Source organism: Glycomyces amatae (assembly GCF_020991375.1).
Lineage (GTDB): Bacteria > Actinomycetota > Actinomycetes > Mycobacteriales > Micromonosporaceae > Glycomyces > Glycomyces amatae.
Genome location: NZ_JAJLQZ010000016.1, coordinates 57770 through 77502, shown reverse-complemented (window position 1 = coordinate 77502; position 19733 = coordinate 57770). Strand labels below are relative to the sequence as shown.

The following is a 19733-nucleotide window of genomic DNA, read 5'->3' as shown; positions in this document are numbered from 1 at the left end:
GCCATGCAAACGATCTGCGCGTTCGACCGCCTGATCCCCGGCCGCGGGGTCGCGGCCCTGCTCGGGGACGGCACCCAGGTCGCCGTGTTCCGGCTGCTCGACGACAGCCTGTTCGCGGTGTCCAACCGCGACCCGTTCATGCACGCCAACGTCATCAGCCGCGGACTGGTCGGCGACCGCGGCGGCGAGCCGGTCGTCGTCAGCCCCCTGCTCAAGCAGGCGTTCTCGCTCGCGTCGGGGGCGTGCCTCGACGACGCCTCGGCGGCCCTCGAGGTCTACGCCGTGGAGGTGATCGACGGCGAGGTCCGCGTCGGCGCCCGCGCGGAAGTGGAAGCGGTCGCTTGATGGTCGGCACCGGCGCCCCGGTCCGCGGGTCCGACGCGCGCCCGGCGCTCGCGCCGCTGACGGGCTACACCGTCGCCGTCACGGCCCAGCGGCGCGCCGACGAGCTGTCGACGCTGCTGGAGCGCCGGGGCGCCCGCACCGTCGTCGCCCCGACCCTGCGGATCGTCCCGCTGCCGGACGACGAGGCCCTCAGGGCGGCCACGGTCGAGCTCATCCGCGAGGCGCCCGACCTGGTCGTGGCGACCACGGGCATCGGCTTCCGCGGCTGGCTCGAGGCCGCCGAGGGCTGGGGCATGGGCGACGACCTGCTGCGCGTGTGCGCCCAGGCGCGCATCCTGTGCCGGGGGCCCAAGGCCCTCGGCGCGGTGCGCGCGGCCGGGCTCACCGAGGAGTGGACGGCGCCGAGCGAGACCGGCGACGAGGTCGTGGAGTACCTGCGCGAGCGGGGCGTCGCCGGGCAGAAGGTCGCGATCCAGCTGCACGGCGACCCCGCGGAGGACTTCATCCGCACCGTCCGCGCCGGCGGCGGCGCGGCCGTCCCGGTCCCGGTCTACCGCTGGACGCTCCCGACGGACATCACGCCGGTGCAGCGGCTCGTGGACGCCGTCTGCGCCAGGCGGATCGACGCGGTCACCTTCACGTCCGCGCCCGCCGTGAACGCGCTGCTGCGCATCGCGGGGGACCAGGCCGCCGACATGCTGGAGGCCTTCCGCGCCCCGGCGGAGGACAACGGCGTCCTCCCCGTCGCGGTCGGCCCCGTCACCGCCGCCCCGCTGACGCGCCTGAGGGTCGAGACGGCGCAGCCGCAGCGGGCCCGCCTGGGGTCGCTGGTGCGCACGGTCGCCTCGGCGCTGCCCAAGCGCTCCCGGCGGATGCGGCTGGCGACCGGGCACCGCATCGAGCTGCGCGGGCACATGGTGCTGCTCGACGACGAGCCGTTCCAGCTGCCGCCCGCGCCGATGGCGGTGATCCGGGCGCTCGCCAGCGCCGAGGGGAAGGTCCTCTCGCGCACCGAGCTCCTCGGGCACCTGCCGAGGGGCGCGGACGGGCACGCCGTGGAGATGGCCGTGACGCGGCTGCGCGACGCGGTGCACCTGCGCACCTGCGTCGAGACCGTCATCAAGCGCGGCTACCGGCTGAACCTGGAGGTCTGACGCGCCGGACGCCGCCCGCCGGATCGGGGCGGCGTCCGGGCAGCCCGCCCGCGCCCGGACGGCGGAGGCCCGCACCGCGAGTCCTCATTAGAGTCGGGATCGGCGGGCGCGGCGCCCGCGCCGGGGCCGCGGCCTGCGGCGACCGGCCATTGAGGATGAGTGGCGGGCCGGGCGCGGACTCCGTACGATGAGGGGACCCGAGCACGCACCGCCCAACGCACCTATCCGAATCGGAGGCCGTCATGGCATACCCGCCGGCGCCGCAGTATCCGCAGCAGCCACCGCCGTCCGGGCCGAAGGCCAAGCCCACCGCGGTCGTCGCCGTGGTCTGGACGCAGTTCATCACCGCGGCCCTGCTCGTCATCACGGGCATCGGCATGTTCGCCGTGCAGTCGGCCGTCAAGGACATCGTCCTCGACGAGGTGATGACCGACCCCTCCCTGGAGGGCTCGGGGATCACCGTAGACGACGTCAGCACCCTCATCACCGTGACGTTCGCACTGGTCGCCGCCGTCTACCTCCTGTTCGCGGTCTTCTACATCGTCCTCGGCATCCTCAACAACAAGGGCAGCCGTGCCGCGCGCATCCTCAGCTGGATCCTCTCCGGCATCGCCCTGGCCTGCTGCGGCATCGGCGGCCTCATCGGCCAGGTCGGCCAGGCCACCTACACCGTCAACGGCACCGAGTACCAGGACGAGATGACGCAGGCGATCGAGGACGCCACCCCCGGCTGGGTCACCGTCCTCGACTGGGCCACGCTGCTGGCGTTCATCGTCGGCTCCCTGGTGATCATCGTCCTGCTGGCCGTCCCGGCCTCCAACGAGTTCTTCCGCAAGGACGAGCCGCCCATGGGCCCCTACCCCGGCCAGCCGCCGTACGGCCAGCAGCCCCCGCCGGGCCAGCCGCCCTACGGGCAGCAGCCGCCCGCCCCGCCCCAGCAGTGACGCGACATCGGCGGCCCCGCCTCTGCGGCGGGGCCGCCGCCGCGTTCAGCCCGCGGGCCGAGCCGCCGCCGGCACCGCGAAGCCCCGCTCCCGGTCGTACCGCTCCAGCTCGGGGTCCGGCTCGGTCCCGTGCCAGGCCGCCAGCACCTCGCCCTCCTTCACGCGGCTCATGCCCGCCCGCAGGCTCGGAGCGGCCGCGTTCGCGCGCCACCACCGCTTGACCGTCTCCTGCAGCGAGGACAGCCGCAGGCCCGCCGTGACGGCCGGGCCCGCGGGGCGGCTGCCGTGGCCGTCGTAGTCGGGCGAGGGCACCCAGAACCCGAGCGACTCGTGGCCCGCCCACGGCCTGACGCCGTGCTCGAGCAGGAACTCCTGCGGCACCCAGGTGAGGTCCGGGCGCTCGGCGATCACGCCCTCCGCGATGAGCGCGTCGGCGATCCCGTCGAGGAACGCGCCCATGCCGATGTGGTCGCCGATCGCGTCGAGGGTCCCGGTGACGCCCGCGTCCGCGGCGTCCAGCAGCCAGTCCGCGTAGTCCTGCACGTCGATCCACTGCACCGGCCGGTCCCGATCGCCCGGGGCGAGGACCTCGCCGCCCTCGGCGAACCGCAGCGGCCAGTAGCCGAGCCGGTCGACCGGGTCCCCGGGGCCGACGATGAGCCCGGGCCGGGTGACCAGCGCCCGGTCGCCGAGGCGCTCGCGCACCAGGTTCTCGCACGCGACCTTGCTCGCCCCGTAGACCTCCGGCGACGGGTCGGCCGAGTCGGTCGCGGTCGGCTCGTGCACCTCGCCCGAGACGACGTCGTTCCGGGCGTACACCGAGATCGTGGAGACGAACGACCAGTACCCCGCCCCGTCGGCGAGGACATCGAGGACCGGCCCGACGTGCGCGGGCATGCGCGCGACGTCGAACACCGCGTCGAACTCCCCGCCGCGCAGCGCCTCCACGCCCTCGGCCGAACCCCGGTCGATCGAGACGAACTCGACGCCCTCGGGCGGCTCGCCGCTGACGCCGCGCGCGGCGACGGTGACGCGGTGGCCGCGTTCGACCGCCGTCCGCGCGATGGTCCGGGACAGGTAGGCGGTCCCGCCGAGGACGAGGACCCGCTTCGCTTGTGCGCTCATCCACTCAGCATGGTCCCCGGCCGGGTGGCGGGCAAGGGCCGTTCACCCACAGCGGATCCGCTCACGGCAGCGCGGCCCCGCACTGTCGTCGCACGGGGCGAATATGCTGGGAGGCAGGCGGAGGGAAGCGCGGAGGACGCCATGACCGACGAACTGTTCGGCGACGAGGGCGAGTTCGACGAGGCCTTCTTCGCGTCCCTGGCGGCGAACCCGGACGACCCGGTCGCGGACGACCCGCCGGACGCCGGCCTCGAGGACCTGCTGGGCGACGGCGACGCGTTCCTCTACGAGGCCGAGGGCGACGGCAGCTTCGAGACCGACACGGCCGGTTTCGACGACGAGTCCTTCGACGCCGATCCCGAACCGGACTTCGACTTCCACGACGAGGGCGACCCCGGGTCCGGCCCCGACGCCGACCGCGATTTCGACACGGGCTCGTGAGGCCTTCGATGCGGCTGAGCCGCGGTCGTTAGGCTTCCGGGGTGACCGACTCCTCCGACGCCCCGTCCCGCGCGGTCTACGCCAGGCTGCCGCACGACGAAGCCGAGGCGGTGGCGATGCAGACCGAACTGGCCGGCTGCGTGGTCGTCGCCGACGACGACCGCCCCGTCGAGACCGTGGCGGGCCTCGACATCGCCTACGACAAGCACAGCGACACCGCGGTCGCCACCGCCGTGGTCCTGCGCCGCGAGGACCGCGCCGTCCTCGACAGCGCGGTCGTCCGCGGCACCTCCGACTTCCCGTACATCCCCGGACTGCTCGCCTTCCGCGAACTCCCGCTGCTGCTCGAGGCGATCGAGGCGCTCACGGTCGCCCCCGACCTCTACGTGTGCGACGGCTACGGCCTCACGCACCCGAGGCGCCTCGGCCTCGCCTGCCACCTCGGCGTGGTCCTCGACGCGCGCGCGATCGGCGTCGCGAAGAACCCGCCGCACCTGCCGGTGACCGCGCCCGGGCCCCGCCGCGGCGAGTGGACGCCGATCACGGCGGGGGAGGAGACCGTGGGCTGCGTGCTGCGCACCCAGGACGGGGTCAAGCCCGTGTACGTCTCGGTCGGGCACCGGTGCACGCTCGCCACCGCCCGGGAGCTCATGCTCGAACTCGCCCCGGACTACCGCATCCCCGAGCCGATCCGCGCCGCGGACCAGCTGGGGCGCAGGCGGCTCGCCGACCTCTGACCCCGCCGCGCCGGCAGGGCGCGTCCCGTTCCCGGGGGTGCCCGCCGGACGGCGCCGTCCCATGGTGCCGTGGCCACGGGGCGACCGGAGACCGCCGAGCACCCGCCCTCGCGTCCTCACGGCCCGCGTCCGCCCGAGGACCGGACTCGCCGAGAGCGGGGCGCCCCGGCCGCAGGAGGGCCGGGGCGCCCTTCCCGCTCAGCGCTCGTCGTACCGGCGGCGCAGGAAGTCCGCCTCTCCCGGCGGCAGCTCGGGCGCCTCGAGGACCTTCGGGATGAGCTCCCGCTCGCCCATGGCGGCCCTGAAGAGCATCGACACGGTCACGTCGTGGCCGGGCCGGTGGGCGACCTCGAGTTCGGCGCCCCGCTCGACGTGGCCGGGCGCGGCCACCCGCAGGTACGGGCCGGGCCGGGCTTCGCGGGTGAAGGTCTTGAGCCAGCCGCGCTCGTCGATCCAGCCGCGGAACGTCCCGCAGGGGATGCGCGCGCCGGTCACCTGGAGTACCAGGCCGCCGGGGCCCGCCCACCGCTCGCCGATGCGGGCGTCGCCGAGGCCGTGCCCGGTGACGGTGAGGTTCTCCCCGAACGCGCCGGGGGCGAAGTCGCGGCCGGTGAGGGCGGCGAAGTGCGCGTAGTCCTCGGTGCCGTAGGCGTAGACCGCCTGGTCGGTGCCGCCGTGGTGGGCGACGTCGCCGACGCGGTCGCCCGCGAGGCCGACCGAGCCGTCGCCCTTGGGGCCGGGCGAGGTCACCGCCACGGGCCCCTCGACCGGGCGCTTGTCGATGTAGGTGCGCTCGGGGTCCGTCTTCCAGGGGTTGGAGCGGGGCCGGCCGATGTTCACCGAAACAATCCTCACGCGCCGGAGCCTAACGGCCGCAAAGTGAGAGGACAAGCAGATAATCGGTATGGAAAGGGGGTGCTGTGAGCATCCGACAGCGTTTCTTGGTGCGTTCATGCACGTACATGACTGTGACCTGGGGAGGTCTGCATGAGTGAGGTGTCAGTCCGTGAATTCTCGCGCAATCCGAGCGCATTTCTCGCGCTGGTGGAACGAGGTGAGTCGATGACAGTGACCAAGCGCGGTGAGCCCATCGCGATCGTGTCACCGGCGGCGGGTCCGATGGGCAAGTACGCGAAGCTGGTCGCGGAGGGCAGGATCCGCCTGAAGTCGTTCACGACCGACGACATCGACCAGCTCTCCTTCTTCGACACCGGCGACGACGATCTGCTGGAGAAGCTGCTCGCTGAACGGGAAGCCGAGCGGGATCGCGATCCGCTGGCGGAAATCTCCCGAGAGGAAACAGAGGACATCGACCGGTGATCTACATGGATTCGTCCGCGTTGGTGACGCTCTTCACCCACCGCGACTATGTAAAGGATCTGCGCGGATACCTCAAGGGGCGCCCCAAGGCGCCTATGGCGACCAACACGATCGGATTCGTGGAGACGATCCGCAACAGCTCGCAGCACGGGCATCAGCCCATGCTCCAGGCAGAGATGGAATCCGCGATCACGGAGATCATCCTGACCGAGGAGGTCAAAGACACGGCAGCGCAGCTCCCAGGCCGGATCAAGGCTCTGGACGCGTTGCACATCGCGACAGCGATCAGCATCGCTGATTACCTGACCGTGCTGGTCAGTTACGACCGCAAGATGCTGGCGATCGCCAAAGAGCAGGGCCTCCCGACCGCCTCCCCCGGAATGAACTGAATCCGAGATCGCCCCGGCCCCTCGGGCCGGGGCGTCGTCGTACCCTCCGGTTACGCTTGTCCCGTGGGGGTGAGCACTCGGAAGCTGTTCCGCGACGACGCGGTGGTCCTGCGCACCTTCAAACTCGGCGAAGCGGACGCGATCGTCTCCGTCCTCGGCCGCACTCGCGGCCGCTACCGCGCCATGGCCAAGGGCCTGCGCCGCACCTCCTCCAAGTTCGGGGCCCGCCTAGCGCCGTTCAGCCACGTCGACCTCCAGCTCATCGAGGGCCGGAGCGAGCTCCACACCGTCACCCAGGCCGTCGGCCTCCACCTGAGCGGCGGCGCGATCAGCGCCGACTGGGCCGCCTACACCGCCGCGTGCGTCATCGCCGAGGCCGCCGAGCGGCTCGTCCCCGAGGACCACCAGCCCGACCTGGACGTCTTCCAGCTCACCCTCGGCGCCTTCCGCGCGCTCGCCGAGACCAGCATCCCGCCGGTCCTGATCATGGACTCCTACCTGCTGCGCGGCATGAAGTCCGCCGGCTGGGCGCCCTCGCTGGGCGAGTGCGCCGTCTGCGGCAAGGACGGCGCGCACCGGGCCTTCGCGGTCGCCGCCGGCGGCGCGGTCTGCGGCGACTGCCGCCCCGGCGGCGCCTCCGTCCCCGCCCCGGCCTCGCTGGAGCTCATGCGCGCCCTGGAGTCCGGGGACTGGGCGAACGCCAGGGCCGCCGACCGGCGCCAGCGCTCCGAGGCCGCGGGCCTCATCGCGGCCCACTTCCAATGGCACTCCGAACGTCCCCTGCGGACGCTCAAGTACGTCCCCCACCAGTCCTGAGCCCGCCCCGGAACGGCGGCGCAAGGGCCCGCCCGGGGGCCTCCGGCCCCGGGGCTACCATCGAGCCCGCCGGACGACCCTTGGAGGACCTGTGAGCCGCACGTACGAGCCGCCGAAACCGCACCCGTCGGGCGCCAGGCCGCCCGCGCTGCCCCGCGAGTTCGTCCCGCGCCACATCGCCCTCGTCATGGACGGCAACGGCCGCTGGGCCAAGGAGCGCGGCCTCAAGCGCACCGAGGGCCACACCATGGGCGAGGCCTCCCTCTTCGACACCATCGAGGGCGCCATCGAGATGGGCGTCTCCACCCTCTCCGCCTACGCCTTCTCCACCGAGAACTGGCGCCGCAGCCCCGACGAGGTCCGCTGGCTCATGGGCTTCAACCGCGACGTCATCCACCGCCGCCGCGACGAGCTCCACGCCATGGGGGTGCGCATCCGCTGGGCGGGCCGGCGCCCCAAGCTCTGGAAGAGCGTCATCAAGGAACTCGAGACGGCCGAGGAGATGTCGAAGCACAACGACAAGATCACCCTCCAGTTCTGCGTGAACTACGGCGGCCGCGCCGAGGTCGCCGACGCCGCCGCGGCCCTCGCCCGCGACGTCAAGGCGGGCAGGATCAGCCCCGACCGCGTCACCGAGAAGACCTTCGCCCGCTACCTCTACAACCCCGACCTGCCCGACGTCGACCTGTTCCTGCGCCCCTCCGGCGAGCAGCGCACCTCGAACTTCCTGCTCTGGCAGTCCGCCTACGCCGAGATGGTCTACCTCGACGTCCTCTGGCCCGACTTCGACCGCCGCCACCTGTGGCAGGCCTGCGAGATCTACGCCCGCCGCGACCGCCGCTTCGGGGGGGCCGAGCCCAACCCGGTCACCGCATGAGCCGGGCAGGGGGCCACGGCGGGGCCGGAGGGCGGGCCGGGCCCGATCCCGCCACGTCCTGAGCCGGTAAGGACCCCTGCCGCACCGCGGTCGCGCCGAGCTCGACCCCGTCGCCGCCCGACCCGTTCCCGGTCTGCCGGAACGGCGTGTACTCCCTGGCCCGGCGCTGGTCGTCCGTCAGCTTGTCCACGGTCGTCTGGAGCCTGTCGATCCGCTCCAGCAGCAGCGCCGTGTCGGCCGAGACCTGCCCGTCCTCGTCGTCGATCTTCTGCGCCTCCTCCATGGAGGCCAGCACCACGCCGATCATGAGGTTCACCAGGATGAACGCGCCGAACAGGATGAACACCACGTAGTACGGCAGCGTCCACATGTTCACCGCCATGCTCTCGCGGATGACGTTGCCCATGTCGTCGAACGCCACCAGCTGGAACAGGTTCAGCAGCGCCTTCCCGACCGAGTCGAAGTGGTCCGGGTCGCTCTTGCTGAACGCGATCCAGCCGATCATCGCCCACAGGTACATGACCAGGCCCGTCAACCCGAACACGCCCGCCGACTTCGGCAGCGCCTTCCCGGCCGCCACCAGGATGATCCGCAGCGACGGCATCGACCGGAAGATCCGCACGATCCGCGCCAGCCGCAGCATCCGCAGGATCGTCACGTTCTCGCGCAGGCCCGGCAGGAACGAGGCCACCACGATCACGAAGTCGAACACGTTCCAACCGTCGCCGAAGTACCGCCACGGCCGCCGCCCGAACGAGACGATCCCGACCACGACCTCCATCGCGAAGAACGCCAGGCACACGTGGTCCACCCAGTGCAGGACCTCGCCCATGGCGTCGAGCGCCCCGCCGAACGTCATCGCGCCCAGCACTGCCCCGTTCAGGACGATCACCGAGATGGACAGGATCTGGAACCGCCGGTGGGCCAGCAGGGTCCTGCAAGCAGCGGGGATACGGCCGGGATCGGCACCTACGGTGGGAACGCGCACCGGACAAGCGTAATAAGTCCGAACACGCCGGGGGCCGCCGCGCCCGGCGAGGCGGGGACGCATTCACGGGTGTCCATGCCGCACAATGGCAGCGTGAGCGCCGACCTCGCCGAATCCGGGACCCCCGCCCCCACCGCCCCCCGGCGGCGCCGCGGCCTGACCTCCATCGAGGCGCTCGCGCTCCTCCTCGTCTTCGGCCTCACCGCCCGCCCCGGCCTCACCGAGCTCTTCGCCGCCCCCGTCACCCAGGCGTGGGCCACCCGGTTCGTCGCCATCTGCGTCCAGGCCTTCCCCTTCCTGGTCCTCGGCGTCGCCCTCTCCGCCGCCATCGCCGCGTTCGTCCCCGCCGACTTCTTCCACCGGGCCGTCCCCAAGCGCACCGCGCTCGCCGTCCCCGTCGCCGGGGTCGCCGGCGCGGTCCTGCCCGCGTGCGAGTGCGCCTCGGTGCCCGTCGCCGGGGCGCTCGTGCGCCGCGGCGTCGCCCCCGCCGCCGCCTTCACGTTCATGCTCGCCTCGCCGGCCATCAACCCGATCGTCGTGGTCTCGACCTTCGTGGCCTTCCCGAACGACCCGGCGATGGTCGCCGCGCGCGTGGCCGCCTCGCTCCTGGCCGCCGTCACCATCGGATGGCTGTGGGCGCGGCTGGGCAAGACCGAGTGGCTCAGGCTCCCGACCCACCGCCACCACGAGGACGGCAAGTGGGCCGCGTTCTGGGCCGCGATCCGCCACGACTTCCTCCACGCGGGCGGCTACCTCGTCATCGGCGCGGCCATCGCCGCCAGCCTGAACACGCTCGTGCCCGAGACGTGGCTCGCGCCGATCGCCGAGCATCCCGTGCTCGGGGTGCTCGCGCTGGCCGTCCTGGCGGTGCTGGTGTCGATCTGCTCGGAGTCGGACGCGTTCGTCGCGGCGTCGCTGACCCAGTTCTCGCCGACGGCGAAGCTGACGTTCATGGTGGTGGGCCCGTTCATCGACGTCAAGCTCGCGGCCATGCAGGCCGGGACCTTCGGCCGCCGGTTCGCGGCCCGCTTCGCGCCCGCCGTGTTCTGCACGGCCGTGGCCGCGAGCGTCCTGATGGGAGTGATCTGGCTGTGAGGCGCGACGCGCAGGCGATCGTCCTGCTCCTGGTGGGCGGGGGCCTGATCCGGCTGGCCTGGACCGGGGACTACCTCAACTACGTGAAGCCGTACGCGCTGTGGCTCATCCTCCCGGCCGGGGCGATCCTGCTCGCGGTCGCCGCGATCACCGCCTGGCACGCCTGGCGCGACAAGCGGGAGGCGCACGGCGGCGAGGACGAGCACGGCCACGGCGAGCCGAAGGTCGCGTGGCTGCTGCTCGCGCCGGTGGTCGGGATGCTGCTGGTCGCGCCGGACGCGCTCGGCTCGTACGAGGCCGAGCGGACCGGGACGGTGGTCGGCGCCGAGGAGGACCGCTCGACCTACCCCGAGCTGCCCGACGACGTGGACCCGGTGCCGCTGACGCTGCTCGACTACGCGGCGCGGGCGATCTTCGACGACGGCCACACGCTGGAGGGCCACCGGATCCAGCTGCGCGGGTTCATCCTCTACGACGGGGACGAGCCGCAGCTGGCGCGCATGGTGGTGGCGTGCTGCGCGGCGGACGCGCGCCCGGTGAAGATCGGCTTCGACGGCGAGGTGCCCGCGGGCCTGGAGCCGGACCAGTGGGTCGAGGTGGTCGGCGAGTACTCGCCGCGCCAGGGCCGCGACGAGATCAACGGCGAGCTGGTGCCCTACATCGAGGTCGAGTCGGTCACGGGCATTCCCACGCCCGACAACGAGTACCAGTAGCGGCGCCGGAGGCGGGCAGCGAGCCGCGCCCCGGGGCCCGGTGGGACGGCCCCCCGGTTCTCAACGGTGCCGCGGGGGTGCGACAGAACCGGGGGCGATGCGGCGTCCGGGAGACCGGGATCACCGGTGCGGGCCGACTGCGAACGGCGTGCCCCCGCGACGCCGTCCCCGACCCCCGCCCGCCCAGGGGAAGAAAAGGAGTCCCCACCTTCCCGCGCGGGGCCGACGGGAACGGGCCCTCCCCGCGCGTCCTGCTCGGAATTCATCCGTTCGCGTGATACCGATCATTCACCGGCCTCCGCCGGAACCGCCGCATCGGGTGTTTTCGCTGCTCCGGGCCGCGTGCCGCTGATCGAACGCTCATATTAGCTGTTGACAATGATTGTCATGCCTAGGCAAGGTTCAACCATGCGCCGTTCCCACCTGATCCTCCTGCCCATCGCCGGCCTCGCCGCGGCCGGCACCCTCGCCGCCTGCGGCGGCGGCGACCCCGCCGACGACGGCGAGATCAACGTCGTCGCCGCCTTCTACCCCCTCGCCTACGCCGCCGAGCAGGTCGGCGCCGGCAACGTCACCGTCACCAACCTCACCCCCGCCGGCCAGGAGCCCCACGACCTCGAGCTCGCCCCCTCCGACATCGCCGCCATCGAGGAGGCCGACTACGTCGTCTACCTCAAGGACTTCATCCCCGAGCTCGACGCCGCCGTCGAGCAGTACGCCCCCGACAAGTCCCTCGACGTCGCCACCGCCGTCGAGACCCTCGGCTACGACGACACCGAGGTCTTCGAGGACGACCACGCGGCGGAGGAGCACGCCGACGACCACGCCCACGAAGAGGGCGAGGAGCACGCCCACGAAGAGGGCGAGGAGCACGCCCACGAGGACGAGCACGCCGAGGAGACCCACGCGGACGAGACCGCCTCCGAGGACGAGCGCGCCGAGGAGGAGGGCCACGACCACTCCCACGACGAGCTCGAGGGCACCGACCCCCACATCTGGCTCGACCCCACCCGCTACGCCCAGATCGGCACCGCCGTCGCCGACGGCCTCGCCGGCGTCGACGACGCCAACGCCGACGACTACACCGCCGCCGCCGAGGACTTCGCCGCCGACCTCGCCGCGCTCGACGCCGAGTTCACCGACGCCCTCGCCGCCCGTTCCAGCGACGCCGTCGTCACCTCCCACGCCGCCTTCGGCTACCTCGCCGACCGCTACGGCCTCCACCAGGTCGCCATCTCCGGCCTCAGCCCCGACCAGGAGCCCGACACCCAGCGCATGGCCGAGGTCGCCGAGTACATCGAGACCAACGGCGTCACCACGATCTTCTTCGAGACCCTCGTCTCGCCCGACATCGCCGAGACCCTCGCGGCCGAGACCGGCGCCGACACCGCCGTCCTCAACCCGCTCGAAGGCCTCACCGACGAGGAGCTCGACGCCGACGCCGACTACTTCACTGTGATGCGCGAGAACCTGGCGGCGTTGCAGACCGCCCTGGGCGCGGCGTAAGGCAGCATTGCCCCCATGCCCGTTCTCAACGTCCACGGCGCGACCGTCTCCTACGGCGGTCGCGCCGTCGTGCGCGGCGCGGACCTCGCCGTCGCCCCCGGCGAGGCCGTCGCCCTCATGGGCGCCAACGGCTCCGGGAAGTCCACCCTGATCAAGGCCGTCGCCGGGCTCGTCCCGCTCGCCGGCGGGACCATCGAGCTGTTCGGCACCCCCCGCAAGCGCTTCCGCGACTGGAAGCGCGTCGGCTACGTCCCCCAGCGCACCGGCGCCGCCTCCGGCGTCCCCTCCACCGCCGCCGAGGTCGTCTCCCAGGGCCGCCTCGCCCACCGCCTCATCGGCCTGCCCGCCCGCCGCGCCGACCGCGAGGCCGTGGCCCGCAGCCTCGCCGAAGTGGGCCTGGCCGACCACGCCCACTGCTCCGTCGACACCCTCTCCGGCGGCCAGCAGCAGCGCGTGCTCATCGCCCGCGCCCTCGCCACCGACCCCGACCTGCTCATCATGGACGAGCCCACCGTCGGGGTCGACGCCGAGACCCAGGCCGCCCTCGCCGAGGTCGTCGCCGCCCGCATCGACGCCGGGTGCGCGGTCCTCCTGGTCACCCACGAGCTCGGCCCGCTCACCGACCGGCTCGACCGCGCCGTGGTCCTCGCCGACGGCCGCGTCGTCCACGACGGCGCGCCCCCGCGCCCGGTCGGCGAGCACGCCGACCCCGGCCACGAGCACGTGCACCCGCACCCCTCGCCCCACCCGCTCCCCAAACTCGACGGGGCCGCGCCCCGAATCTCCTTTGGGAACGCCGGCGGCGGCACCGACGCAGACACCTGGGACGGCAGATGAACCTCGAGCAGGTCTTCGGGTACTTCGAGTACGAGTTCATGCAGCGCGCGCTCATCAGCGCGCTCGTGGTGGGCCTGTGCGCCCCCGCCGTCGGGGTCTTCCTCGTCCAGAAGCGCCTCGCGCTCATCGGGGACGGCCTCGGCCACATCGCCCTGACGGGCGTCGCCATCGGCTTCCTCACCGGCGCCGCCCCCCTGTGGACGACGCTCGCGGTCACCGTGGCCGCCTCGGTCGTCATGGAGCTGCTGCGCAGCCACTCCAAGACCTCCGGTGACGTCGCGCTCGCCATGATGTTCTACGGCGGCATCGCCGGCGGCGTCTACCTCACCGGCATCGCCTCCGACAAGGGCGTGGCGAACCTCCAGCAGTACCTGTTCGGCTCGCTCCTGACCGCGGGCTGGTCCGAGGTGTGGACCATCGTGGTCGGCGGCGCGGTCGTCGCGGCCCTCATGCTGGTGCTGCGCCCCTGGCTCACCGCGATCTGCGCAGACGAGCAGTACGCGCGCGTCTCCGGCCTGCCCGTCGGCGCCCTGAACCTGCTGCTGCTCGTCACGACCGCCGTCACCGTCTCGGTGTCCATGCGCGCGGTCGGCCTGCTCCTGGTGAGCGCCCTCCTGGTGATCCCGGTCGTCACGGTCCAGCAGTTCACGCGCTCGTTCAAGGCCACCATGTTCGCCGCGATGGGCGCGGGCCTCCTCATCGCCGGGACGGGGGTCCTGGCCTCGGCCGCCAAGGACGTCCCGCCGGGGTCCACGATCGTGCTCATCGGCGTCGCCGTGTTCGTCGCCACCGCGCTCCTGGCCGCGGTCGTCGGGCGCCTGCGCCGCACCCGGCGCGGCCACCTGCCGCCCGAGGGGGAGCCGCTCGAGGTCGAGCTCCCCGCGAAAGCATGAGCTCGGCGACACCTGGAACCCCCGGCGGCCCGGCGACGCGATACTTTTGCGAAGTGCGGACCGAGATCGAACCGACCGAAGCCCCAGCCGACTACGAGGCGGCCGGGGAGCTGCTGCGCGCGCTCGCCGCGCCGCTGCGGATCGCCATCGTGATGGAACTGGCCGCCGGACCGAAGTACGTGCACCAGATCGTGGAGACCCTCGGCGTCACCCAGCCCCTGGTCTCGCAGCATTTGCGGGTCCTGCGCGGAGCGGGTATCGTGCGCGGCACCAGGTCGGGGCGGGAGATCTCCTACTCGCTCATTGACGACCACATCGCGCACATCGTCACCGACGCCGTCCACCACGCCCGAGAGGAGCGCTAGTGGCCACCAAGCCTCCGGCCGAGAACATGGCCCGGTCCACGAAGCAGCGGACCGCGATCCTCGAACTGCTCGAGCACGACGACGCGTTCCGCTCGGCACAGGACCTGCACGCGATCCTGCGCGACGCCGGGTCCAAGATCGGCCTGACCACGGTGTACCGCACCCTCCAGGCGTTCGCCGAGGCCGACATCGTGGACGTCATGCGCCTGCCGGGGGGCGACCACCTGTACCGGCTCTGCTCCGCCGAGGAGCACCACCACCACCTGGTGTGCCGCTCCTGCGGCAAGACCGTGGAGGTGGCCGGGCCGACCGTGGAGCGCTGGACGAGCAAGGTCGCCGCCGAGCACGGCTTCACCGAGGTGGGGCACACGCTCGAACTCCACGGCCTGTGCGCCGACTGCGCGCCCTAGCGCGACGGCAAGTAGGGTGAGGACCGTGCTGGTTGTATATCGTTTCGCCGTAACCGAAGGCGAGGCGGAGACCTTCTCGCGCGACGCCGAGGGCGCCCTCGGCGCGCTCGCCTCCTGCGACGGCTACCTGCGCGGCGGCCTGGGCCGCGCCGTCGACGACTTCGGCGACGACGACGCCGTCTGGCTGCTCTGGACCGAGTGGGACGGCGTCGGCTCCTACCGCCGGGCCCTCGGGAACTTCGCGGTCAAGATGGCGACCCCGCTGCTGTCCCGCGCGCTCCCCGAGGCCTCCGGGTTCGAGGTCCTCGCCGAGTGCGCGCCGGGCGCCGCGCCCGAGCGCACCGGCTCCGACCGCGCCGCCGACCCCGACCGGGCCCGCCGGGAGGCCGCCCGATGACCGACCGGCCCGCCCCCGACGCCGCATCGCCGGAGCCCTCGCGCCCCGAGCCCGACACCGCCTCCGAACCGCCGCGGCCCGACCCCTCTCCTGAGCCGCTGCGGCCCGATCCGGCCCCCTCTCCCGAGCCCGACACCGCTCCCGAGCCGCCGCATCCCGCGCCCGCTCCCGAACCGCTGCGGCCCGAGCCCCTGGAGCGGTCGTACGCCGAGCCGATCCCCGAACCCGGCAACGCGGACCAGGCCGCGCCCGTCCCGGTCCCCTCCGAGCCGCGGGCCGAGCCGGTCCCCGAGCCCGCCGCCCCCGCGCAGATCGCCCCCGAGCCCGGCTCGGCGCCGATCCCGTTCGAACCCGAGCCGTCCGTGCCCGAGACGACCGACGCCGCCTCCAGCCCGCCGGTCGCCCTGGAGCCCTCGACCGATCAGACCCTCGCGCTGCCGCCCACGACCAAGGAGGTCGAGCCGGCGCCCTCCACCCCGCCGCCGCCACCGCCGCCCTCGGGCGTCCCGGTGCCGTTCGCGGCCCCGCCCACCGACGTCGACGGCGGCCGCCTCGCCCTGAAGCTCGTGTTCGGCATCGGCGGCGGCCTCGTCCTGGTCGCCGCCGTGGTCATCGCGGTGGTCGTCGCGTTCACGACCTTCGCGAACTCGGTGGTCGACAAGATGGAGGACACCGCGGAGGCGTTCATCGGCGAGGTCGCCGAGGAGGACTGGGACGCGGCCTACGCGATGCTCTGCGAGGACCTCCGGGACCGCCCCGCCGAGGACTACGTCGGCGAGTGGGAGTCCTGGGACGCCTCCGGCGCCGAGGTCCAGCCGATGTCCATGGAGGCCGTCGAGGTCGAGGTCGAACTCGCCGACGGGTCGAGGATCGCGCTCGAGATCGGCGTCGACCAGTCGTCCGAGGCGCTCGAGACGAACGTCTGCGGCTGGCGCACCCTCTCCTGAACCGGCACCGGCCCTTGAACCGGCGGCTTCTGCTGAACCGGTGCCGTCTCCCGAACCCCGGTCAGTAGCCGCCGTAAGGCGGCTGCGGCGGCTGCTGCCCCGGCGGCTGGGGCGCGTACCCGCCCGGCTGCGGCGGCCCGTACGGGCCCGGCTGGGCGGCCTGGGGCTGCCCCATGGGGACCATGACGACCAGCGCCGCCGTCCCCCTGCCCGGCGTCCAGGCGCGCACGCCCGGCAGCAGCGCCGCGATGAACACGGCGATGACGAGCACGGTGATCGCGACGTCGCGCGCCACCGCCGCCAGCCACGAGGTCCGCACCGGGGGCGGCGCGATGTCGCCGAACCGCAGGAAGTCCAGCAGCTGCGGAGCGGCCACGAATCCGCAGGCCAGCACCAGCACCGAGGTCCACACGAGGGTGAACACGCGGGCGCCGAAGCTGCCGCGGTGCAGGCCGATCACCGAGATCAGCGCGCACACGAGCACCAGGAACGCGGCCGTGCCCGCCATGAGCGGGAACCGCACGCCGTACCACGCGGCGGCGGCGTCCATGGGCATCGTCCCGTAGGTCATCCAGTACACGGCCATGGCCGCGCTGTACACGGCCCACGCGGCCAGCGCCATGAGCAGGACCATCAGCACGACCGCGAAGGTGACCGCGCCCGGCTTGGCCTCGGGCCGCTGCGGCGCGGCCTGCCCCGCCCCGGCCATGCCGACCGGCCCCGCCATGCCCGGCAGCTGCACCTCGCCACGCTGGATGCGGTGCATGAGGATCCACTGCCGCGCCGACTTGGAGCACAGGAGCCCCAGGAACGTCCCGTAGAGCCCGGCGAGCGCGATGCCGATGAGCAGCGTGTAGACCGCGAAGTCGATCATGATGACGCCGAAGACGATCGCGACGGCGCTCATGACCAGGCCGATGATCGCGCTCACCAGCGACCAGATCCACGCCCAGCGCTTGCCGCGCGCGATCTGCACGGGGCTGATCAGCGCCTGCGCCGTCGAGTACACCGTGTAGGCCAGGACCAGCAGCTGGAGCGGGTTGAAGAAGTTGACCATGCCGATGATCGAGAACAGGTTCCCGATCCCGCTGAGCGCCAGGAGGATCCACAGGATCGCCTGGATGCCCGTGATGGTGCCCGGCTTGCCCATCGTCATCGAGGCCGGCGGCAGCTGCCCGGGGACCGGCTGGCCGGGGGAGTGCTGCACCGGCCCGTACGCGCCGCCCGGCCCCATCTGCTGCGGCTGCTGCGGCACCGGAGAGGGCTGGTACTGGAGGTGCACCCGGTCCGGGGGCGGGGGCGGAAAGGTCATCGGGTGCCTGCCTCGCACGTGGGGAAGATCGGTAGCGGTCACCTTACCGGACCTGCCCCACTCCACCGCCCCGCTCCGGCGGCCCGCCCGCGCGCCGGATCCGCGCCGCCGCGAAGCCCCAAGGGCCGCAAAGGCTCCAGCCGCGGACACGCTCCACTGCGCCTTTTCACGCGATCCGCGGATGCGGCCGTTTGCTAGTCTGACTGACGCTGAAAGACCTCCGAACGAAGCAGGACGCGCCGTGTCTGAGACAACGCCCACTTCCCATACCTTCCAAGTGGACTTGCGCGGCCTGGTGGACCTCTTGTCCCACCACCTGTACTCGTCGCCCAAGGTCTACGTGCGGGAGCTGCTCCAGAACGCGGTGGACGCCGTCACGGCCCGCCGCGCCGTCGACCCCGGCTTCGCGGACGCCGCCCCCGAGGTCCGCATCGTCGCCGACGGCAGGCGCCTGCGCATCACCGACCCCGGCGTGGGCCTCACGGTCGCCGAGGTCCACCAGCTCCTGGCGACCATCGGCGGCTCCTCCAAGCGCGACGAGGAGATCGAGGGCGCCCGGCGCGACTTCCTGGGCCAGTTCGGCATCGGCCTGCTCGCCTGCTTCACCGTCGCCTCGGTCATCACCGTGACCTCCCGCTCCGCCAAGCACCCCGACGCGGGGGCGGTGCGCTGGACCGCGTGCGACGACGGCTCCTACACGGTCGTCGAGGTGCCGCCCGAGGAGCACCCCGAGCCGGGCACCACGGTCGAGCTGGTCGCCCGCCCCGGCGAGGACTGGCTCAAGCCCGAGAAGGCCGCCGAGCTCGCCCGCGAGTACGGTTCCCTGCTGCCGGTGGCGGTCACCGTCGAGGGCGGCGACGCGCCGGTGGGCATCACCGACACGCCGCCGGTGTGGGAGCGGCGCCACCCCACGCCCACGGCGCGCCGCGTCGCGCTCAACGGCTACTGCGAGGAGGTCCTGGGCTTCCCGCCGCTCGACGTCATCGACCTCGACGTGCCCCTGTCCGGCATCAAGGGCGTCGCGTTCGTCCTCCCGCACGCGACCTCCCCCTCGGCCCGCCCGGCCCACCGCGTCCACCTCAAGCGGATGCTCCTGACCGACACCGCCGACAACCTGGTCCCCGAGTGGGCCTTCTTCGTGCGCTGCGTGGTCGACACCGACTCGCTGCGCCCCACCGCCTCCCGCGAGTCCCTCTACGACGACGAGGCCCTCGCCGTCGCCCGCGACGCGATCGGCGCGCAGATCCGCGAGTGGATCTCCCGCCTCGCCGCCGAGGACCCCTCCCGCCTGGAGGCGTTCCTCGCCGTCCACGAGCTCGGCGTCAAGGCCCTCGCCCGCCACGACGCGGAGCTGTTCGCGGCGATGCTGCCGTGGCTGCGGTTCGAGACCACCGCCGGGCACGCCAGCCTCCCCGAGTTCGCCCGCGCCCACCAGCCGGTCTACCTGGCCTCCACGGTCGACGAGTACCGGCAGGTCGCCCAGATCGCCGCCGCCCAGGGCATCGGCGTGGTCAACGGCGGCTACACCTACGACGCCGAGCTCGTCCAGGCCCTGCCGCGCCTCGACCCGCAGATCAAGGTCGAGGCGCTCCAGCCCGGGGTCATCTCGGCCAGCCTCGACCCCCTCGACACCCGCACCGAACTGGGCATCCAGTCCTTCCTGAACGCCGCCCGCGCCCGCCTCGACGCGGTCGACGTGGACGTGGTCGTGCGCGAGTTCAACCCCGTCTCGGTACCCGCGCTGCTCCTCGACGACCGCGAGGCCCGCCGCGAGCGCCAGCGGGCCGAGGCCGAGGCCCAGGCCGACGACCTGTGGGGCGGCATCCTCGCCTCCATCAAGCGGCACGCGCCCCGCGCCCAGCTCGTCCTCAACCACCGCAACCCCACCGTCCGCCGCGTCAGCGCCATCGGCGACTCCGACCTCGCCGGCACCGCCGTCGAGTCGCTCTACGGACAGGCCCTGCTCATGAGCCGCCGCCCGCTGCGCAGCGCCGACACCGCACTGCTCAACCGCTCCTTCATGAACCTGCTGGAGCACCTCACCGGAGCCGACTGACGGACCGCGGGGGCCGCCCCGACCGAGCGGCCCTCCACCGAACTGAACCCATCACGAAGGACTAGT

23 protein-coding genes are annotated in these 19733 nt (G+C 73.0%); 19 read left to right on the top strand and 4 right to left on the bottom strand.

Annotated elements, in window-relative coordinates:
• Positions 1 to 3 precede the first annotated feature (3 nt).
• From nirD to LO763_RS21145, 3 genes are all read left to right on the top strand, one after another.
• On the top strand, positions 4 to 345 hold the full coding sequence (gene nirD / locus LO763_RS21155; protein WP_230788470.1) for a nitrite reductase small subunit NirD: 342 nt from the start codon (positions 4 to 6) through the stop codon (positions 343 to 345).
• A complete protein-coding gene (locus LO763_RS21150; protein WP_230788558.1) occupies positions 345 to 1499 on the top strand; it encodes a uroporphyrinogen-III synthase in 1155 nt (384 codons plus the stop codon). Before nirD ends, LO763_RS21150 begins: the two co-directional genes overlap by 1 nt.
• 242 nt (positions 1500 to 1741) lie before the next feature.
• Complete coding sequence (locus LO763_RS21145; RefSeq protein ID WP_230788468.1) at positions 1742 to 2443, top strand: hypothetical protein; 702 nt, start codon at positions 1742 to 1744, stop codon at positions 2441 to 2443.
• 45 nt (positions 2444 to 2488) lie between these two features.
• Here the strand turns inward: LO763_RS21145 and LO763_RS21140 are convergent, their stop codons facing one another.
• Complete coding sequence (locus LO763_RS21140) at positions 2489 to 3568, bottom strand: NAD-dependent epimerase/dehydratase family protein (protein ID WP_230788466.1); 1080 nt, start codon at positions 3566 to 3568, stop codon at positions 2489 to 2491.
• A 141-nt stretch (positions 3569 to 3709) separates the two neighbouring features.
• Between LO763_RS21140 and LO763_RS21135 the strand changes: the two genes are divergently transcribed.
• Both LO763_RS21135 and LO763_RS21130 read left to right on the top strand, forming a co-directional pair.
• Complete coding sequence (locus LO763_RS21135; protein ID WP_230788464.1) at positions 3710 to 4009, top strand: hypothetical protein; 300 nt, start codon at positions 3710 to 3712, stop codon at positions 4007 to 4009.
• A 116-nt stretch (positions 4010 to 4125) separates the two neighbouring features.
• Complete coding sequence (locus LO763_RS21130; protein ID WP_255672886.1) at positions 4126 to 4746, top strand: endonuclease V; 621 nt, start codon at positions 4126 to 4128, stop codon at positions 4744 to 4746.
• A 198-nt stretch (positions 4747 to 4944) separates the two neighbouring features.
• Here LO763_RS21130 and LO763_RS21125 read toward each other — a convergent pair whose 3' ends face one another.
• Positions 4945 to 5601: an MOSC domain-containing protein gene (locus LO763_RS21125; protein ID WP_230788457.1), complete on the bottom strand. Its 657-nt coding sequence runs from the start codon at positions 5599 to 5601 to the stop codon at positions 4945 to 4947.
• Between the two features lie 132 nt (positions 5602 to 5733).
• On the opposite strand from LO763_RS21125, the gene LO763_RS21120 reads away from it, so the two are divergent.
• The 4 genes from LO763_RS21120 to LO763_RS21105 all read left to right on the top strand — a co-directional run bounded on the left by LO763_RS21120 (position 5734) and on the right by LO763_RS21105 (position 8148).
• Positions 5734 to 6066 (top strand): type II toxin-antitoxin system Phd/YefM family antitoxin, encoded by a 333-nt coding sequence (locus LO763_RS21120; protein WP_230788454.1) that lies wholly within the window; start codon positions 5734 to 5736, stop codon positions 6064 to 6066.
• Positions 6067 to 6071: 5 nt separating this feature from the next.
• Positions 6072 to 6455 (top strand): PIN domain-containing protein, encoded by a 384-nt coding sequence (locus tag LO763_RS21115; RefSeq protein ID WP_230788556.1) that lies wholly within the window; start codon positions 6072 to 6074, stop codon positions 6453 to 6455.
• Between the two features lie 63 nt (positions 6456 to 6518).
• A complete protein-coding gene (gene recO, locus LO763_RS21110) occupies positions 6519 to 7271 on the top strand; it encodes a DNA repair protein RecO (RefSeq protein ID WP_230788451.1) in 753 nt (250 codons plus the stop codon).
• A 91-nt stretch (positions 7272 to 7362) separates the two neighbouring features.
• Complete coding sequence (locus tag LO763_RS21105; protein ID WP_230788448.1) at positions 7363 to 8148, top strand: isoprenyl transferase; 786 nt, start codon at positions 7363 to 7365, stop codon at positions 8146 to 8148.
• Here LO763_RS21105 and LO763_RS21100 read toward each other — a convergent pair.
• On the bottom strand, positions 8138 to 9136 hold the full coding sequence (locus LO763_RS21100) for an ion transporter (RefSeq protein WP_230788446.1): 999 nt from the start codon (positions 9134 to 9136) through the stop codon (positions 8138 to 8140). The two genes, LO763_RS21105 and LO763_RS21100, sit on opposite strands and share 11 nt — an antisense overlap.
• Positions 9137 to 9211: 75 nt before the next feature.
• Here LO763_RS21100 and LO763_RS21095 point away from each other — a divergent pair, with 75 nt between their 5' ends.
• The 9 genes from LO763_RS21095 to LO763_RS21055 all read left to right on the top strand — a co-directional run bounded on the left by LO763_RS21095 (position 9212) and on the right by LO763_RS21055 (position 16299).
• The gene (locus LO763_RS21095) at positions 9212 to 10231 is read left to right on the top strand and encodes a permease (protein WP_255672870.1); all 1020 of its coding nucleotides are present in this window, start codon (positions 9212 to 9214) and stop codon (positions 10229 to 10231) included.
• A complete protein-coding gene (locus LO763_RS21090) occupies positions 10228 to 10944 on the top strand; it encodes a TIGR03943 family putative permease subunit (RefSeq protein WP_230788440.1) in 717 nt (238 codons plus the stop codon). Before LO763_RS21095 ends, LO763_RS21090 begins: the two co-directional genes overlap by 4 nt.
• A 408-nt stretch (positions 10945 to 11352) precedes the next feature.
• Positions 11353 to 12450 (top strand): metal ABC transporter solute-binding protein, Zn/Mn family, encoded by a 1098-nt coding sequence (locus LO763_RS21085; RefSeq protein WP_230788438.1) that lies wholly within the window; start codon positions 11353 to 11355, stop codon positions 12448 to 12450.
• Between the two features lie 15 nt (positions 12451 to 12465).
• On the top strand, positions 12466 to 13287 hold the full coding sequence (locus LO763_RS21080; RefSeq protein WP_230788436.1) for a metal ABC transporter ATP-binding protein: 822 nt from the start codon (positions 12466 to 12468) through the stop codon (positions 13285 to 13287).
• Complete coding sequence (locus tag LO763_RS21075) at positions 13284 to 14180, top strand: metal ABC transporter permease (protein ID WP_230788434.1); 897 nt, start codon at positions 13284 to 13286, stop codon at positions 14178 to 14180. Before LO763_RS21080 ends, LO763_RS21075 begins: the two co-directional genes overlap by 4 nt.
• Before the next feature lie 53 nt (positions 14181 to 14233).
• Positions 14234 to 14545 (top strand): ArsR/SmtB family transcription factor, encoded by a 312-nt coding sequence (locus LO763_RS21070; protein ID WP_230788433.1) that lies wholly within the window; start codon positions 14234 to 14236, stop codon positions 14543 to 14545.
• Between the two features lie 26 nt (positions 14546 to 14571).
• Positions 14572 to 14955 carry a Fur family transcriptional regulator gene (locus LO763_RS21065; RefSeq protein ID WP_230788551.1) on the top strand — a complete coding sequence of 128 codons (384 nt, stop codon included), beginning with the start codon at positions 14572 to 14574 and terminating at the stop codon, positions 14953 to 14955.
• Between the two features lie 25 nt (positions 14956 to 14980).
• Positions 14981 to 15352, top strand: a complete 372-nt coding sequence (locus LO763_RS21060) for an antibiotic biosynthesis monooxygenase (protein WP_230788431.1) — start codon at positions 14981 to 14983, stop codon at positions 15350 to 15352.
• Positions 15349 to 16299 carry a hypothetical protein gene (locus LO763_RS21055; RefSeq protein WP_230788429.1) on the top strand — a complete coding sequence of 317 codons (951 nt, stop codon included), beginning with the start codon at positions 15349 to 15351 and terminating at the stop codon, positions 16297 to 16299. Before LO763_RS21060 ends, LO763_RS21055 begins: the two co-directional genes overlap by 4 nt.
• 61 nt (positions 16300 to 16360) lie before the next feature.
• On the opposite strand, the gene LO763_RS21050 is transcribed toward LO763_RS21055, so the two are convergent.
• The gene (locus LO763_RS21050; RefSeq protein ID WP_230788427.1) at positions 16361 to 17611 is read right to left on the bottom strand and encodes a hypothetical protein; all 1251 of its coding nucleotides are present in this window, start codon (positions 17609 to 17611) and stop codon (positions 16361 to 16363) included.
• A 277-nt stretch (positions 17612 to 17888) separates the two neighbouring features.
• Between LO763_RS21050 and LO763_RS21045 the strand changes: the two genes are divergently transcribed.
• Positions 17889 to 19667 carry an HSP90 family protein gene (locus LO763_RS21045; RefSeq protein WP_230788426.1) on the top strand — a complete coding sequence of 593 codons (1779 nt, stop codon included), beginning with the start codon at positions 17889 to 17891 and terminating at the stop codon, positions 19665 to 19667.
• Positions 19668 to 19733: the final 66 nt, after the last annotated feature.

Bases quoted from the DNA above. Each gene is read 5' to 3' on its own strand.
- LO763_RS21145 (WP_230788468.1), top strand. From the start codon at position 1,742: ATGGCATACCCGCCGGCGCCGCAGTATCCGCAGCAGCCACCGCCGTCC.
- LO763_RS21075 (WP_230788434.1), top strand. From the start codon at position 13,284: ATGAACCTCGAGCAGGTCTTCGGGTACTTCGAGTACGAGTTCATGCAG.
- nirD (WP_230788470.1), top strand. From the start codon at position 4: ATGCAAACGATCTGCGCGTTCGACCGCCTGATCCCCGGCCGCGGGGTC.
- LO763_RS21150 (WP_230788558.1), top strand. From the start codon at position 345: ATGGTCGGCACCGGCGCCCCGGTCCGCGGGTCCGACGCGCGCCCGGCG.
- LO763_RS21120 (WP_230788454.1), top strand. From the start codon at position 5,734: ATGAGTGAGGTGTCAGTCCGTGAATTCTCGCGCAATCCGAGCGCATTT.
- LO763_RS21050 (WP_230788427.1), bottom strand. From the start codon at position 17,611: ATGACCTTTCCGCCCCCGCCCCCGGACCGGGTGCACCTCCAGTACCAG.
- LO763_RS21130 (WP_255672886.1), top strand. From the start codon at position 4,126: ATGCAGACCGAACTGGCCGGCTGCGTGGTCGTCGCCGACGACGACCGC.
- LO763_RS21080 (WP_230788436.1), top strand. From the start codon at position 12,466: ATGCCCGTTCTCAACGTCCACGGCGCGACCGTCTCCTACGGCGGTCGC.
- LO763_RS21140 (WP_230788466.1), bottom strand. From the start codon at position 3,568: ATGAGCGCACAAGCGAAGCGGGTCCTCGTCCTCGGCGGGACCGCCTAC.
- LO763_RS21135 (WP_230788464.1), top strand. From the start codon at position 3,710: ATGACCGACGAACTGTTCGGCGACGAGGGCGAGTTCGACGAGGCCTTC.
- LO763_RS21115 (WP_230788556.1), top strand. From the start codon at position 6,072: ATGGATTCGTCCGCGTTGGTGACGCTCTTCACCCACCGCGACTATGTA.
- LO763_RS21085 (WP_230788438.1), top strand. From the start codon at position 11,353: ATGCGCCGTTCCCACCTGATCCTCCTGCCCATCGCCGGCCTCGCCGCG.
- LO763_RS21065 (WP_230788551.1), top strand. From the start codon at position 14,572: ATGGCCCGGTCCACGAAGCAGCGGACCGCGATCCTCGAACTGCTCGAG.
- LO763_RS21095 (WP_255672870.1), top strand. From the start codon at position 9,212: ATGCCGCACAATGGCAGCGTGAGCGCCGACCTCGCCGAATCCGGGACC.
- LO763_RS21055 (WP_230788429.1), top strand. From the start codon at position 15,349: ATGACCGACCGGCCCGCCCCCGACGCCGCATCGCCGGAGCCCTCGCGC.